16 protein-coding genes are annotated in these 13444 nt (G+C 58.7%); 5 read left to right on the forward strand and 11 right to left on the reverse strand.

Features of this window, described 5'->3' with window-relative positions; translation table 11 throughout:
* Nucleotides 1–5: 5 nt before the first annotated feature.
* Both oppD and oppF read left to right on the forward strand, forming a co-directional pair.
* On the forward strand, nt 6–1001 hold the full coding sequence (gene oppD, locus CYR55_RS02110; RefSeq protein WP_101814493.1) for an ABC transporter ATP-binding protein: 996 nt from the start codon (nt 6–8) through the stop codon (nt 999–1001).
* Nucleotides 998–1999 carry a murein tripeptide/oligopeptide ABC transporter ATP binding protein OppF gene (gene oppF / locus CYR55_RS02115; RefSeq protein ID WP_101814494.1) on the forward strand — a complete coding sequence of 334 codons (1002 nt, stop codon included), beginning with the start codon at nt 998–1000 and terminating at the stop codon, nt 1997–1999. The genes oppD and oppF overlap by 4 nt, the downstream gene beginning before the upstream one ends.
* Nucleotides 2000–2436: 437 nt before the next feature.
* On the opposite strand, the gene CYR55_RS02120 is transcribed toward oppF, so the two are convergent.
* Together CYR55_RS02120 and cls are read right to left on the reverse strand one after the other, a co-directional pair.
* Nucleotides 2437–2760: an HI1450 family dsDNA-mimic protein gene (locus CYR55_RS02120; RefSeq protein WP_101814495.1), complete on the reverse strand. Its 324-nt coding sequence runs from the start codon at nt 2758–2760 to the stop codon at nt 2437–2439.
* A 132-nt stretch (nt 2761–2892) separates the two neighbouring features.
* Entirely contained in the window at nt 2893–4353 is a 1461-nt protein-coding gene (gene cls / locus CYR55_RS02125; protein WP_101814496.1) for a cardiolipin synthase, read from the reverse strand.
* 254 nt (nt 4354–4607) lie between these two features.
* On the opposite strand from cls, the gene CYR55_RS23265 reads away from it, so the two are divergent.
* Complete coding sequence (locus tag CYR55_RS23265) at nt 4608–4781, forward strand: YciY family protein (RefSeq protein ID WP_139300324.1); 174 nt, start codon at nt 4608–4610, stop codon at nt 4779–4781.
* 72 nt (nt 4782–4853) lie between these two features.
* Here CYR55_RS23265 and CYR55_RS02130 read toward each other — a convergent pair whose 3' ends face one another.
* Nucleotides 4854–5150, reverse strand: coding sequence for a YciI family protein (locus CYR55_RS02130; protein ID WP_101814497.1), 297 nt, complete (start codon nt 5148–5150; stop codon nt 4854–4856).
* 281 nt (nt 5151–5431) lie between these two features.
* Here CYR55_RS02130 and CYR55_RS02135 point away from each other — a divergent pair, with 281 nt between their 5' ends.
* Nucleotides 5432–6181, forward strand: a complete 750-nt coding sequence (locus tag CYR55_RS02135; protein WP_101814498.1) for an energy transducer TonB — start codon at nt 5432–5434, stop codon at nt 6179–6181.
* A 51-nt stretch (nt 6182–6232) separates the two neighbouring features.
* Here the strand turns inward: CYR55_RS02135 and yciA are convergent, their stop codons facing one another.
* The 4 genes from yciA to CYR55_RS02155 form a co-directional block, all read right to left on the reverse strand.
* The gene (gene yciA, locus CYR55_RS02140; protein WP_101814499.1) at nt 6233–6661 is read right to left on the reverse strand and encodes an acyl-CoA thioester hydrolase YciA; all 429 of its coding nucleotides are present in this window, start codon (nt 6659–6661) and stop codon (nt 6233–6235) included.
* 57 nt (nt 6662–6718) lie between these two features.
* Nucleotides 6719–7276 (reverse strand): septation protein A, encoded by a 558-nt coding sequence (locus tag CYR55_RS02145; protein WP_101814500.1) that lies wholly within the window; start codon nt 7274–7276, stop codon nt 6719–6721.
* 118 nt (nt 7277–7394) lie between these two features.
* Nucleotides 7395–8147, reverse strand: a complete 753-nt coding sequence (locus CYR55_RS02150) for a YciC family protein (RefSeq protein WP_101814501.1) — start codon at nt 8145–8147, stop codon at nt 7395–7397.
* Nucleotides 8148–8199: 52 nt separating this feature from the next.
* Nucleotides 8200–8586, reverse strand: coding sequence for a YkgJ family cysteine cluster protein (locus CYR55_RS02155; protein ID WP_101814502.1), 387 nt, complete (start codon nt 8584–8586; stop codon nt 8200–8202).
* Between the two features lie 285 nt (nt 8587–8871).
* Here CYR55_RS02155 and ompW point away from each other — a divergent pair, with 285 nt between their 5' ends.
* Nucleotides 8872–9504, forward strand: coding sequence for an outer membrane protein OmpW (ompW, locus tag CYR55_RS02160; protein WP_101814503.1), 633 nt, complete (start codon nt 8872–8874; stop codon nt 9502–9504).
* 61 nt (nt 9505–9565) lie between these two features.
* Here ompW and CYR55_RS02165 read toward each other — a convergent pair whose 3' ends face one another.
* The 4 genes from CYR55_RS02165 to trpCF form a co-directional block, all read right to left on the reverse strand.
* Nucleotides 9566–9880 (reverse strand): BON domain-containing protein, encoded by a 315-nt coding sequence (locus tag CYR55_RS02165; protein ID WP_101814504.1) that lies wholly within the window; start codon nt 9878–9880, stop codon nt 9566–9568.
* Between the two features lie 167 nt (nt 9881–10047).
* Nucleotides 10048–10854 carry a tryptophan synthase subunit alpha gene (trpA, locus tag CYR55_RS02170; protein WP_101814505.1) on the reverse strand — a complete coding sequence of 269 codons (807 nt, stop codon included), beginning with the start codon at nt 10852–10854 and terminating at the stop codon, nt 10048–10050.
* A complete protein-coding gene (gene trpB / locus CYR55_RS02175) occupies nt 10854–12044 on the reverse strand; it encodes a tryptophan synthase subunit beta (protein ID WP_101814506.1) in 1191 nt (396 codons plus the stop codon). Before trpB ends, trpA begins: the two co-directional genes overlap by 1 nt.
* Nucleotides 12045–12085: 41 nt before the next feature.
* A complete protein-coding gene (trpCF, locus tag CYR55_RS02180) occupies nt 12086–13444 on the reverse strand; it encodes a bifunctional indole-3-glycerol-phosphate synthase TrpC/phosphoribosylanthranilate isomerase TrpF (protein ID WP_101814507.1) in 1359 nt (452 codons plus the stop codon).

A 13444-nucleotide genomic window follows, 5' to 3' on the forward strand; every position in this document is an offset into this window, starting at 1 on the left:
CAATCATGAGCATCATTACTGTGAATACGCCGGCAACAAGTCTGCTGGATGTCAAAGATCTGCGCGTAACCTTCGGCACACCGGACGGTGATGTCACAGCAGTCAACGATCTTAACTTTGACCTGCGTGCCGGCGAAACGCTGGGTATCGTGGGTGAATCCGGTTCCGGCAAATCCCAGACGGCCTTTGCCCTGATGGGCCTGCTGGCCAGCAACGGCCGCATTGGCGGCTCGGCAAAACTGAACGGGCGGGAGATCCTGAACCTGCCGGAAGCGCAGCTCAACAAACTGCGCGCCGAGGAGATCGCCATGATCTTCCAGGATCCGATGACCTCGCTGAACCCCTACATGCGGGTGGGCGAGCAGCTGATAGAAGTGTTGCAGCTGCACAAAAAGATGAGCCGCCGCGAGGCGTTTGATGAGTCTGTGCGGATGCTGGACGCGGTCAAAATGCCGGAAGCGCGCAAGCGTATGGCGATGTACCCGCACGAGTTCTCCGGCGGGATGCGCCAGCGGGTGATGATCGCCATGGCGCTGCTCTGCCAGCCCAAACTGCTGATAGCCGATGAACCGACCACCGCGCTCGATGTCACGGTACAGGCGCAGATCATGACGTTGCTGAACGAGCTGAAACGCGAATTCAACACCGCCATCATCATGATTACCCACGATCTGGGGGTGGTGGCCGGTATCTGTGACAAAGTGCTGGTGATGTATGCCGGCCGCACCATGGAGTATGGCAGCGCACGTGATGTTTTCTATCAGCCGACGCACCCGTACTCTATCGGCCTGCTGAACGCGGTGCCGCGCCTGGATGCCGAAGGCGAAACCCTGATGACGATTCCCGGCAATCCGCCTAACCTGCTGCGCCTGCCGAAAGGGTGCCCCTTCCAGCCGCGCTGCCCCTACGCGATGGAGATCTGTTCTAACGCACCGCCGTTGGAACGCTTTGGTGATGGGCGCCTGCGCGCCTGCTTCAAGCCGGTAGAGGAGTTAGTATGAACAGCGTCGCTGAAAAGAAAGTCTTGCTTGAAGTCGCCGATCTGAAAGTGCATTTCGATATCAAAGACGGGAAACAGTGGTTCTGGCAACCGCCAAAAACCCTGAAAGCGGTAGACGGCGTGACCCTGCGGTTATTCGAAGGGGAAACCCTGGGCGTGGTGGGGGAGTCCGGCTGCGGTAAATCGACCTTTGCGCGGGCTATTATCGGCCTGGTCAAAGCCACCAGCGGACGGGTCGCCTGGCTGGGGAAAGATCTGCTCAGCATGAACGATGCGCAGTGGCGTGAAACCCGCAGCGATATTCAGATGATTTTCCAGGACCCGCTGGCCTCGCTGAACCCGCGGATGACCATCGGTGAAATTATCGCCGAGCCGCTGCGCACTTATTATCCGAAGATGCCGCGCGCTGAGGTCAAAGAGAAAGTCAAAGCGATGATGATGAAGGTGGGGCTGCTGCCTAACCTGGTTAACCGCTATCCCCATGAATTTTCAGGCGGCCAGTGCCAGCGCATCGGCATTGCGCGCGCGCTGATCCTGGAGCCGAAGCTGATCATCTGTGATGAGCCGGTCTCCGCGCTGGATGTTTCCATCCAGGCGCAGGTGGTGAACCTGTTACAGAAACTGCAACGGGAAATGGGGCTGTCGTTGATCTTTATCGCCCACGATCTGGCGGTGGTGAAGCACATTTCTGACCGGGTACTGGTGATGTACCTGGGGCATGCGGTGGAGCTGGGCACCTATGACGAGGTGTACCATAATCCGCAGCATCCCTATACGCGCGCCTTGATGTCGGCGGTGCCGATCCCCGATCCGGACAAAGAGAAGCTGAAAGTTATCCAGTTGCTGGAAGGCGATTTGCCGTCACCGATTAACCCGCCTTCTGGGTGTGTTTTCCGTACCCGCTGCCCGATCGCCGGGCCGGAATGCGCGCAAACCCGTCCGCTACTGGAGGGCAGTTTCCGCCACGCGGTTTCCTGCCTGAAAGTTGACCCGCTGTAACGGCTCCGCGTTACTGTGAACCCAGACACCGCGCCTGCTGCGCGGTGTCTTTTTACGCCTCGTACCTTATAAAACGCTGACTGATGACTCGCCGCTGCTCAACGTGTTATATAGTTACAACATACTTTTAGGTGCTCTTTAATTACCCAGGCATCGGTGATGAGCTCATTTTCAAATCGTCTTGCAGGGCGTAATCGGCAGGCAGTGACGTATCAGCAACCGCGGGAATAAGGGCAGCAGCAGGGCGTCAGGGCAGCAGCAGGGCATCAGGGCAGCAGCAGGGCGTCAGGGCAGCAGCAGGGCATCAGGGCAGCAGCAGGGCATCAGGGCAGCAGCAGGGCATCAGGGCAGCAGCAGGGCGTCAGGGCAACAGCAAGGCAACAGCAGGGGGCAGGCCGACAAACCGCTGTCGGCCTGCCGCACGCAGGGTGGGGCAGTTACTCTTTCCAGAGAATATGGCAGAACTTGTGATCTTTTTCGCGGCAGATCAAAACACGGGCAAACACATCATTAATCGGTTCGCCATCCGCATCCGCCAGGCCAATCACCACCTCGGCAAAAAAGTCCGGGTTCAGATCGAGATCGACATGTTCACTCCAGTCTTCGGCCGGGTCGTACAGCTCCGCACCACCGCGCTCTTCGAACTGAAGATTGAACAGCAGCACATCCGCAGGATCCAGATTATCGGTCGCCAGCTCCAGAAAAATATCGTAAGCCTGCTCCAGCGTTTCATCTTCAGTCAGGCGGTTATTCAGATCCATATACAATCCCGTGAGTAAAATGGGGGAATCAGCAGCATAGCATGGGCTGCCGCACTCTTTTTAAACCTTTTCTCTATGAAAGAGAGGCCGCCTTTGTCTGTTTGCGCAGGGCAATGGCGGCCGCCCCGTTTTTTACAGCAGCGGGCTGAAAAAGTAAAACAGCCGCTCAACGATCCGGTGCCATAATGGCCGGTTCAGCCATTTTTTGCCGTTTAACAGGGTTGAACGTGCAATATAATCTTCCTGCACCCGGGCCAGATCGGCCCCAAAACCATCATCATCAATCACCAGCGTGATCTCAAAATTGAGCCACAGGCTGCGCATATCAAGGTTCACCGTGCCGACCAGGCTGAGCTGCCCATCCACCAGCACGCTCTTGGTGTGCAGCAGCCCGCCCTCAAATTGATAGATATTGACGCCCGCCTCCAGTAACTCATTAAAGAAGGCCCGGCTGGCCCAGTCCACCAGCAAGGAGTCGTTTTTGCGCGGCACAATGATGCTGACTTCCACCCCCCGCTGGGCGGCGGTACAGATGGCGTGCAGCAGATCATCACTGGGCACAAAATAGGGCGTGGTCATGATCAGCTGTTCACGTGCGGAATAGGCCGCGGTCAGCAGCGCCTGATGGATCATCTCCTCCGGGAAGCCGGGGCCGGACGCGATCACCTGGATGGTATGCCCGCTCTCCTGCTCAAACGGCATAATGGTGGATTCCGGTTCCGGCGGCAGAATACGCTTACCGGTTTCGATCTCCCAGTCACAGGAGTAGACGATGCCCATCGTCGTGGCGACCGGCCCCTCCATGCGCGCCATCAGGTCAACCCACTGGCCGACGCCGGAATCCTGCTTGAAATAGCGCGGGTCCACCATATTCATGCTGCCGGTATAGGCCACATAGTTGTCGATCAACACTACCTTACGGTGCTGGCGCAGGTCCATGCGGCGCAGGAACACGCGGAACAGGTTTACTTTCAGCGCTTCCACCACCTCAATCCCGGCGTTACGCATCATTGCCGGGTAGGGGCTGCGGAAAAATTGCAGGCTGCCGGCGGAGTCGAGCAGCAACCGGCAATGGATGCCGCGGCGGGCAGCGGCCATCAGGGATTCCGCCACCTGATCAACCAGCCCGCCCGGCTGCCAGATGTAAAACACCATCTCAATATTATGGCGCGCCAGCTCAATATCCCGGATCAGCGACTTCAGGGTGTCATCACAGGTGGTCAGCAACTGCAACTGATTGCCTTTGACGCCAGGCACTCCCTGGCGGCGTTCACACAGCTGGAACAGCGGCAAGGCGACCTCGCTGTGCTCTGTGGCAAAAATATCCTTGGATTGTTTAAGCTCGCTCAGCCAGCGTGCGGTGGCGGGCCACATCGCCTTGGCACGCTCAGCGCGGCGTTTGCCCAAATGCAGTTCCCCAAAGGAGAGATAGGCCACAATCCCTACCAGCGGCAGGATATAGATAATCAGCAGCCAGGCCATGGCCGACGTCACCACCCGGCGTTTCATCAGAATCCGCAGGGTAATCCCGGCAATCAGTAACCAATAGCCAAAGACCATCAGCCAACTGATCACTGTATAAAATGTTGTCATAAGGGCGAAAAATCCTGTTCGCAAGCCGTTTTACTGAGTTTACGCAGAGTTAACGAAAGGTGAAACCTTTTGTCCCACATAAAGCGGTGCAAAGTGATCAGACCTGTAAGCCGCCGTTACGGCACGCCGCGTATGCCGGGGGCTGCAGGGAAAGACTGATAAAAAGCAGGGAATTAGCGCAGCATTTTTAGACTTGGATCACAAAATGAAATGCCTATAATGCCCCGGTCACCCCAGAACTGAGAATTATCGTCATGAAACGCACCAGAAATGAAGTGGGACGCTGGCGGATGCTGCGTCAACAGCAACGCCGCCGCAGCCGTTGGCTGGAGGCGCAGTCGCGTCGTTACCGGCACATCTACCGGATCCGTGCGGTAAACCACCATCAGCTGCTGCGTCGTATGGTGCTTAATGCGGTGAATTACTGAGTGAACAACAGTCCCTGGCGGGACTGTTTTGCATTCTGGGCACAGTAACGTGAGAAACAGCGCCCGGCCCGCTTAAAAGGTGCGGCGGAACGGCTTCACTACCACTGATTTATAGATCCCGGCAGCCAGATAAGGCTCGGCATCTGCCCATGCCTGCGCCTCAGCCAGCGAATCAAATTCCGCAATAATCGTGGAGCCGGTAAACCCGGCGTCACCCGGATCGTTACTGTCGATAGCCGGATGCGGCCCGGCAACAATCAGACGCCCGGCGTCATGCAGCGCCTGCAAACGCGCCAGATGTTCCGGGCGGGCAGCCTGGCGTTTCGCCAGCGTGTCAGGATGATCTTCGCAATAGAACAGATAGAGCATATTTCACCTTTCAAATCATTAGGCTGAACAGCGTTCTACCATAACGGAAAAACGGGGCGCGCGGGAAGGGGTTAACGTGCGTTCTGCGGCGCGGCGGCACGCTGACTACGTTAACAAAACGTAACTTCTGTAGGGTTAATTCTCTTGGCCTGTTAATAAGTTGCTGAAAAAAGCGGATTAGCGTTTTTTTCTCTGGCCGGAGGGGAAGAGTTACCCGCTGCTTATTGAATATGATTGCTATTTGCATTTAAACTTGCGGCTTCAGAGGAAAACGAATCATTATGCCGCCAAAAACCTTCTCATTTGCCCGCAGGATATCGCTCCCGGTTGTGCTCTCGGTTGGATTGCATAGTGCCGTGGTTGGCGGTTTGCTTTATGCCTCCTTTAATCAGGAGATCACCTTGCCGCCTAAACAGGAGGCGCCGATCAGCGTCACCATGGTGAATCCGGCGGATTTTGCCCCGCCGAAAGCGGCAGAGCCGCCGCCACCGGTTGAACCGGAGCCCATGCCGCCGGAGCCGGAGGTACAGCCGGAGCCTGAACCGGAGCCGCCGCCACCGCCGAAAGCGGTGACCATTGAGAAGCCAAAGCCGAAACCGGTTGAGAAAAAGGTTGAAAAGCCAAAACCGAAGCCCCGGCCCAAAGAGGTGGTGAAACCGGCAGAGCGCCAGGCCAAACCGGACGCCACGCCGTTTAGCCAGACGGCCAACACACCGTCACCGGCGAAGGCCGCACCGGCGGCGGCAGCGCAACCTGCGGTGGCCCAGGGGCCGCGCCCGCTGCAGCGTGACCAGCCCACCTACCCACAGCGTGCCTTTGCCCTGCGGCTGGAAGGGCGGGTCAAAGTCCAGTTTGATGTGGAGAGCGACGGCAGCGTAGGGAATGTGCGTATCTTGTCTGCGGAGCCACGCAACATGTTCGAGCGCGAAGTCAAACAGGCGATGCGCAAATGGCGTTACGAAGCGAAGCCCGGTAAAGATCTGGTGGTGACCATCGTGTTTAAAATCAATGGCGGCAGCAGCATCCAGTAAGCGAAAAAAAGCCACGGCACAGGCCGTGGCTTTTTTCTGACGCGGGGCAGGTCAGTCGTCACTGCCGACGCGGAAATTATCTTTCCCGGCAGGCAACTGGCGGGATTTGCCCTGATCGTCCACCGCCACATAGGTAAACACTGCCTCGGTAGCGCGGTAACGCTGGCCCAGCGGCTCAGACGATACCTTCTTCACCCACACTTCCACATGGATGGTCATCGAACTGCGCCCGGTACGGATACAGCGCGCATAACAGCACACCACATCGCCCACCGCCACCGGCTTCAGGAAGGTCATGCCGTCCACCCGCACCGTGACCACCCGGCCTTCGGCGATCTCTTTGGCCTGAATCGCGCCGCCCATGTCCATCTGCGCCATCAGCCAGCCGCCGAAAATATCGCCGTTGGCGTTGGTGTCTGCCGGCATCGCCAGCGTGCGGAGCACCAGCTCGCCGTTGGGTAAACTCTGTTTTTCACTCATGGGATTGCTTCACAGTAAGGAAATAATATCCCTGCCGGTGCGGCAGGGGCAGGCCACTTATTTTTTAGGCTCTTGTGGGTGTTTCTGCTCTTCCGGCATATGGCGGTAGATATAGAGGCCGCTCAGCAGGGTAAACACCAGTGTCAGCGCGGTCAGGCCAAAGACCTTGAAATTCACCCAGACACTCTGCGGCAGCCAGAACGCCACATAAATGTTGGCCAGGCCGCAGACCAGGAAGAACAGGGCCCAGGCGCTGTTGAGCCGGTTCCAGACGCTGTCCGGCAGCGTCAGCTCTTTCCCCAGCATCCGCTGGATCAGCGGCTTGCGCAGTACCCACTGGCTGATAAGCAGCGCCAGGGCAAACAGCACATAAATCACCGTAACTTTCCATTTGATGAACAGATCGTCATGGAAAACCAGCGTCAGGGTGCCGAACACCGCCACCATCGCGAAGGTGATCAGCGTCATCTTTTCAACTTTACGGTATTTCACCCAGGTAAAAATCAGCGCCAGCGCGGTGGCCGCGATCAACGCACCGGAGGCGGCGTAGATGTCATACAGCTTGTAAACCACGAAAAACACAACCAGCGGAAGAAAATCCAGAAACTGCTTCATACATTATTCCAAGTTAAACCCATTGGCCGACTATACCGGATTCAGTGGGGCGTGTGTACCACCGGCCGGGCAGGCAGAAAAAAGGGCACCCGCAGGTGCCCTCATAACATCATGCCGGTTACTTACGTAACAGCATATAGAGACGGAACAGGTAGATCAGCAGCATGGCGGAGACCACATTGCTCAGCGCGGTCAGCACCACTGTGGCCACGGTCGGGGTCAGCGCCGTGAGGTGGCTGACCAGGAACAGCAGCAGCAATTTGGCCGCCAGCCACAGCATCATGGCCGGCACCACCAGCCGGATATTGGCAAACGCCAGCCGCGCACTGAGGCGCAGCGCGCCCATCACGCCGACCCGCTCGCTGGCGACAATCACCGGGGCCAGCGCCACAGCAATCGCAATCAACACGCCAGGCAGGATAAACAGCATCAGGCCCAGCTGAATCAGCAGGGTACAGATGAACATCAGCAGCAGCATCCGCGGCAAAATTGGGGCGGATACCCCAATGGCCCGCAGCGCGCTGGTGGGCTGGCGTTCAGACACCAGGCGGATCAGCGTCAGCATCCCGCCCGCCAGCAGCACATTGCCCACCAGCGCGGAGAAGGTCGCGGCCGCAGAGACCTTCAGCAATACGATCTGCTGCTCCGGCGTCATCTGCTGGATAATCTCCTGCAGCCCCATCCCGGCCGTCGAGGTCAGGTCACTCTCGGCGTTGGCCAGAACATTGAGCTGGTCGGCGTCCGGGATAAAGGCCTGGTTCAGCAGCACGGTAATAAATGCGGTCAGCAGCGCCAGCAGCAGAATACTGGCCAGCTGGTTACGCATAAAGTTGAAACTGTCACGGTACAACGTACTGGCCGTGATGGGCATGGAAACTCCTTGGCAACAATCAAAATCACAATAAGGCGCTGATTGTAACCTGTTACGTGCCTGTGTGGCACCCCGCATCCGGCATTGCTGACGGCAGCAGGCTGACCGGCAGCGGCGGCAGGCCATAGCGCGCCCGCGCCCGGTCACACGCCTCATTGGCGATGCCGTTTTCACCAGACTGATCAAACTCCCGGCACGGGGTCGGCCGGTTAAGGTAGATGGAACAGGAAACGGCCTGGCCTATCTCACCTTCCAGGGCGGTACAGCGCGGCGACTTACTGTTAGTGCCTTGCATACAGCGGAGAAACGGGGTGACAGGTTCAGTGCGGTCAACCGGCACCGGCCCGCCGCCGTCTTCAGCCTCGGCCCAATAAAAGGAGACCCGGAAATAGGCGCAACAGGCGCCACAGCTAATGCAGGGATTAAGGGATTCGCTCATCTTGATTACCCACCGACTCCTTACGGTTTCGAACCAAAAACACGGGGAAAGAGCACGTTACGCACGGCCCTGTTTTTTGGCAACTGAAATTTCAGGCCGAAAAAAATGCTGAGAAAAAGAGGTGTTTTTGATCTGGATCAATTCATCTCTTTTTAATGGTTTAGGGCAAATTGATCGGGATGGAATCCTTATCTTTTCAATGCAATGATGCGCATCCATACAAAATGTAAATGTAAAAACCATAAACATTTCTCACGGAAATATATTCAGGCAAAGGAGAGAAGAATGAACAAGGCATCCTGGGTTTTGTTGGCGGCAGCGGCACTGCCGGCCATCGCGTCGGCACATCAGGCCGGGGATTTCATCGTGCGTGCCGGTACGGCCACGGTGCGGCCGACGGAAGGGTCAGACAATGTGATGGGGCTTGGCCCCTTCAATGTGGATAACAACACCCAGCTGGGGCTGACCTTCAGCTACCTGGTAACGGACAACATCGGCGTTGAGTTGCTGGCGGCCACCCCGTTCAAACACAAAATTGGCCTGCAATCCACCGGCACTATTGCCGAAGTGAAGCAACTGCCGCCAACGCTGATGGCGCAATACTACTTCGGCAGCAAACAGGACAAGTTACGCCCCTACCTGGGCGTCGGGGTGAACTACACCACCTTCTTTGATGAGAAATTCAATGACACCGGCAAAGCGGCAGGCCTCAGCGATCTCAGCCTGAAAGACTCGTGGGGCATCGCCGGGCAGGCGGGGCTGGACTACAACCTCAACGATCACTGGCTGCTGAACATGTCGGTATGGTGGATGAATATCGAAACCAAGGCGCGCTTTAACGCCGGGGATGCCCACCAGAGTATCGACACCCGCATCGACCCGTGGGTCTTTATGTTTGGTGCCGGTTACCGCTTCTGAAAGGCCGGCAGAAAAAAGGCGCACCGGGGTGCGCCTTTTCTGTTTCTGTGCGGCGAAGCGGTTATTTGATCTGCATCGCGTTCTCAACCGAGCGCACGCCGGTCACTTTACGCGTGACCTGAACGGCGCGGCTGGCGTCCGCCATCGAGCTGACGAAGCCGCTCAACTGAACCCGGCCTTTAAAGGTTTCTACATTAATTTCGGTCGATTTCAGTGTCTCATCGGCCAGCAGGGCAGATTTCACTTTGGTGGTGACCACCGTATCATCAAGATAACCGCCGGTACCTTCCGATTTTGCGGTCGGTGCACAGGCGGACAGGGTCAGCGCAACCATCAGCGCCATACACAGTGCAGATAAGGCTTTGATTATTTTCATATCCACTCTCCATGCCAAATAAAAGGATCGTCCTTTGCCGCGGCCGATGGGCCGTTACGGGCGCAGGTTCAATCAGTGTGGTGCATAGATGGGGGTTAGACAAATTCGGTGGGGAAATAAGCAGCACAAATAACGCCTTACCGCACGAAACGGTAAGGCGTAGGGGATCAGGCGCGGGTTGCGGCCTTCATCTCAGTCACGAACGTCGCCAGGCGGCGCAGCATCTCTTCCGGCTGGGCATGGTGCTGCTCAATGATGCGCACAATGGCAGAGCCGGAGATCGCCCCGGCCGCCCCGGCATTTAGCGCCTCACGCACCTGTGACGGTTCGGAGATGCCGAAGCCCTGCAACGGCGGCGCAGCCTGGTATTCGGTGAGTTTGTCGATCAGGTGGCCGAGCGGCAGTTGGGCGCGCTGCTCGGTACCGGTCACCCCGGCACGTGACAACAGATAGGTGTAACCGCGGCCATGGGCAGCCACCTCGCGCAGCAGGCCATCATCGGCATTCGGCGGGCAGATAAAGATCGGCGCGATGCCGTGGCGCAGGGCGGCGGCGCGGAACGGCGCAGACTCTTCAACCGGCACGTCAGCCACCAGCACGGAATCCACCCCGACCTCGGCGCAGCGCTGGTAGAAAGCATCAATCCCTTTGTGGAACACCAGGTTGGCATACATCAGCAGGCCAATCGGGATGTCCGGGTGTTTTTCGCGGATCGCCGCCAGCATTTCAAAGCAGCGGGTCGGCGTTACCCCGGCAGCAAACGCGCGCAGGGTGGCGTTCTGGATGGTGGGGCCATCCGCCAGCGGATCGGAGAACGGAATGCCCAGCTCCAGCGCATCGGCCCCGGCTTCCACCAGCGTGTCGATAATTGCCAGCGAGAGTTCCGGGTTCGGGTCGCCAAGGGTCACGAAGGGCACAAATGCGCCTTCCCGGCGGGCGGCCAGCGCCGTAAAACGTTGCTGATAGCGTTCCATCAAATCTCTCCCCGTGCTTTCAGAATGTCATGAACTGTGAAAATATCCTTGTCGCCGCGGCCGGAGAGGTTCACCACCAGCAGTTGCTCTTTCTCCGGGTTCTCTTTGATCATTTTCAGCGCATGGGCCAGCGCATGGGAGGACTCCAGCGCCGGGATGATCCCCTCGCTGCGGGAGAGCGCTTTGAAGGCGTCCAGCGCCTCTTCATCGGTAATCGAAACATACTCCGCGCGGCCGATGCTGTTCAGGTAAGCGTGCTGCGGGCCGACGGACGGGAAATCCAGCCCGGCAGAAATAGAGTAGGACTCCTCAATCTGCCCCTCTTCGGTCTGCATCATCGGCGCTTTCATGCCGAAATAGATGCCGACGTGCCCATGCTTGAGCGGCGCGCCATGCTGGCCGGACTCAATGCCCAGCCCGCCCGGCTCAACGCCGATCAATGCCACTGACTCCTCTTCGATGAAGTCAGCAAACATCCCGATGGCATTGGAGCCGCCGCCCACACAGGCCAGCACCGCATCCGGCAGGCGGCCCTCTTTCTCCAGCACCTGCGCCTTGGTCTCTTCGCCAATCATCCGCTGGAATTCACGCACAATGGTCGGGTAGGGGTGCGGGCCGGCGGCGGTGCCCAGCATGTAGTGGGCATTTTCATAGCTGCCGGACCAGTCACGCAGCGCCTCATTACAGGCATCTTTCAGCGTGGAGGAGCCGCTGTGTACCGGGATCACCTCCGCGCCCATCAGCCGCATGCGGAACACGTTCGGTGACTGGCGGGCTATGTCTTTCGCGCCCATATAGATGCGGCACTTCAGGCCGAGCAGGGCGGAGGCCAGGGCCGACGCCACGCCGTGCTGCCCGGCACCGGTTTCGGCGATGATTTCAGTTTTGCCCATCCGTTTTGCCAGCAGCGCCTGCCCCAGCACCTGGTTGGTTTTGTGCGCGCCGCCGTGCAGCAGATCTTCGCGCTTCAGGTAGAGTTTGGTACGGGTGCCGGCGGTGAGGTTACGGCACAACGTCAGCGCGGTCGGGCGGCCGGCGTAGTTTTTCAGCAGGTCAAAAAATTCGGCCTGAAATGCCGGGTCGCGCTGGGCGCTGACAAATGCCTCTTCCAGCTGTTTCAGCGCGGGCATCAGAATCTGCGGTACATACATCCCGCCGAACTCACCAAAGTAGGGGTTAAGTAATGTCATTCTTCGCTGTCCTGTATATGAAAACGGTCTGACGGCGCGCCTCAGTAGGCCCGCAGCGTCTGGAATACGGCGATCAGTTTCGCAGGGTCTTTGATGCCGGGGGCGGACTCCACGCCGGAGTTAAAATCCAGCCCGGCGCAGCCGAGCTGGGCCGCCTGTACGCAGTTGTCCGCGCCCAGCCCACCGGCCAGCAGCACATTCTCCAACGGCTGCCCGGCCAGCACCCGCCAGTCAAACCGCTGGCCGCTGCCGCCGTTGCCGTTGTCCAGCACATAACGGTCAACGTGGTTAAGGTCGCGGGCGGGCATCTGGCCGCGCACGCTCAGCGCTTTCCAGATGCGGCAGCACTCCGGCAGCACGGCACGCAGGCTGTCGATATAGGCCTGATCCTCCTGCCCATGCAACTGCACCGCGTGCAGGCCGAGTGCGGCGGCGGTCTGCGCCACCCCGTCAACCGGCTGGTCGCTGAACACGCCGATATACTTCAGCGGCGCGCCCGCCATCACCTGCTGCGCCTGTTCCGGCGTGATGCAGCGCGGTGAGCGGGCTGCGAAGATCAGCCCGCCGAATGCCGCCCCGGCCTGATGGGCCGCCCGGGCATCTTCCGGCCGGGTCAGGCCGCAGACTTTGTTCTCACCCAGCATCACGCGGCGCACGGCAGCGGCCAGATCCGGCTCCGCCATCAGCGCGCTGCCGATCAAGAAGCCGTTGGCAAAGCGGCTCAGTTCGCGGATCTGGGCGTAGGTGTTGATGCCCGACTCGCTGATCACCGTCACGCCCGGCAGAAGCGGCGCAAGGCGTCGGGTGCGGTCAAGGTCGATGCTCAGGTCGCGCAGGTCGCGGTTATTAATGCCGACCACTTTTGCGCCCAGACGCAGGGCGCGCGCGGCTTCCTCGTCACTGATCACCTCGGTCAGCACGCCCATGTTCAGGCTGTGTGCCACCGCGGCCAGCTGGCGGTATTGCTCATCGTCCAGTACCGAGAGCATCAGCAGCACCGCATCGGCCTGATAGTGGCGCGCCAGGTAGATCTGGTACGGGTCGATGATGAAATCTTTGCACAGCACCGGCTGGGTCACGGCGGCGCTCACCAGCGGCAGAAAATCAAAACTGCCCTGGAAATATTTCTCATCTGTCAGCACCGAAATGGCGGAGGCGTAGTCGCTGTAGATCCCGGCAATCTCAGCCGGGTCGAAATCTTCCCGGATCAGCCCCTTGGAGGGGGACGCCTTTTTACATTCCAGGATAAAGGCGGTCCGGGCGCCCTGAAGGGCGTGGTAAAAGCTGCGCCGGCTGGGGCCGAGCAGGTGTTCAAAATCGGCCAACGGCTGCTGTTCTTTACGTGCCGCGACCCAAACTGCCTTGTCACGAACGATCCTGTGGAGCACGGTTTCCTGCAT

This window comes from Chimaeribacter californicus (genome assembly GCF_002858675.1).
Classification (GTDB): Bacteria; Pseudomonadota; Gammaproteobacteria; order Enterobacterales; family Enterobacteriaceae; genus Chimaeribacter; species Chimaeribacter californicus.

Coding starts and splice junctions, on each gene's coding strand:
- CYR55_RS23265 (WP_139300324.1), top strand. CDS start 4,608: ATGAAACGCACCAGAAATGAAGTGGGACGCTGGCGGATGCTGCGTCAA.
- oppF (WP_101814494.1), top strand. CDS start 998: ATGAACAGCGTCGCTGAAAAGAAAGTCTTGCTTGAAGTCGCCGATCTG.
- ompW (WP_101814503.1), top strand. CDS start 8,872: ATGAACAAGGCATCCTGGGTTTTGTTGGCGGCAGCGGCACTGCCGGCC.
- CYR55_RS02130 (WP_101814497.1), bottom strand. CDS start 5,150: ATGCTCTATCTGTTCTATTGCGAAGATCATCCTGACACGCTGGCGAAA.
- trpCF (WP_101814507.1), bottom strand. CDS start 13,444: ATGCAGGAAACCGTGCTCCACAGGATCGTTCGTGACAAGGCAGTTTGG.
- CYR55_RS02165 (WP_101814504.1), bottom strand. CDS start 9,880: ATGAAAATAATCAAAGCCTTATCTGCACTGTGTATGGCGCTGATGGTT.
- oppD (WP_101814493.1), top strand. CDS start 6: ATGAGCATCATTACTGTGAATACGCCGGCAACAAGTCTGCTGGATGTC.
- CYR55_RS02145 (WP_101814500.1), bottom strand. CDS start 7,276: ATGAAGCAGTTTCTGGATTTTCTTCCGCTGGTTGTGTTTTTCGTGGTT.
- CYR55_RS02120 (WP_101814495.1), bottom strand. CDS start 2,760: ATGGATCTGAATAACCGCCTGACTGAAGATGAAACGCTGGAGCAGGCT.
- trpA (WP_101814505.1), bottom strand. CDS start 10,854: ATGGAACGCTATCAGCAACGTTTTACGGCGCTGGCCGCCCGCCGGGAA.
- cls (WP_101814496.1), bottom strand. CDS start 4,353: ATGACAACATTTTATACAGTGATCAGTTGGCTGATGGTCTTTGGCTAT.
- CYR55_RS02155 (WP_101814502.1), bottom strand. CDS start 8,586: ATGAGCGAATCCCTTAATCCCTGCATTAGCTGTGGCGCCTGTTGCGCC.
- CYR55_RS02150 (WP_101814501.1), bottom strand. CDS start 8,147: ATGCCCATCACGGCCAGTACGTTGTACCGTGACAGTTTCAACTTTATG.
- yciA (WP_101814499.1), bottom strand. CDS start 6,661: ATGAGTGAAAAACAGAGTTTACCCAACGGCGAGCTGGTGCTCCGCACG.
- CYR55_RS02135 (WP_101814498.1), top strand. CDS start 5,432: ATGCCGCCAAAAACCTTCTCATTTGCCCGCAGGATATCGCTCCCGGTT.
- trpB (WP_101814506.1), bottom strand. CDS start 12,044: ATGACATTACTTAACCCCTACTTTGGTGAGTTCGGCGGGATGTATGTA.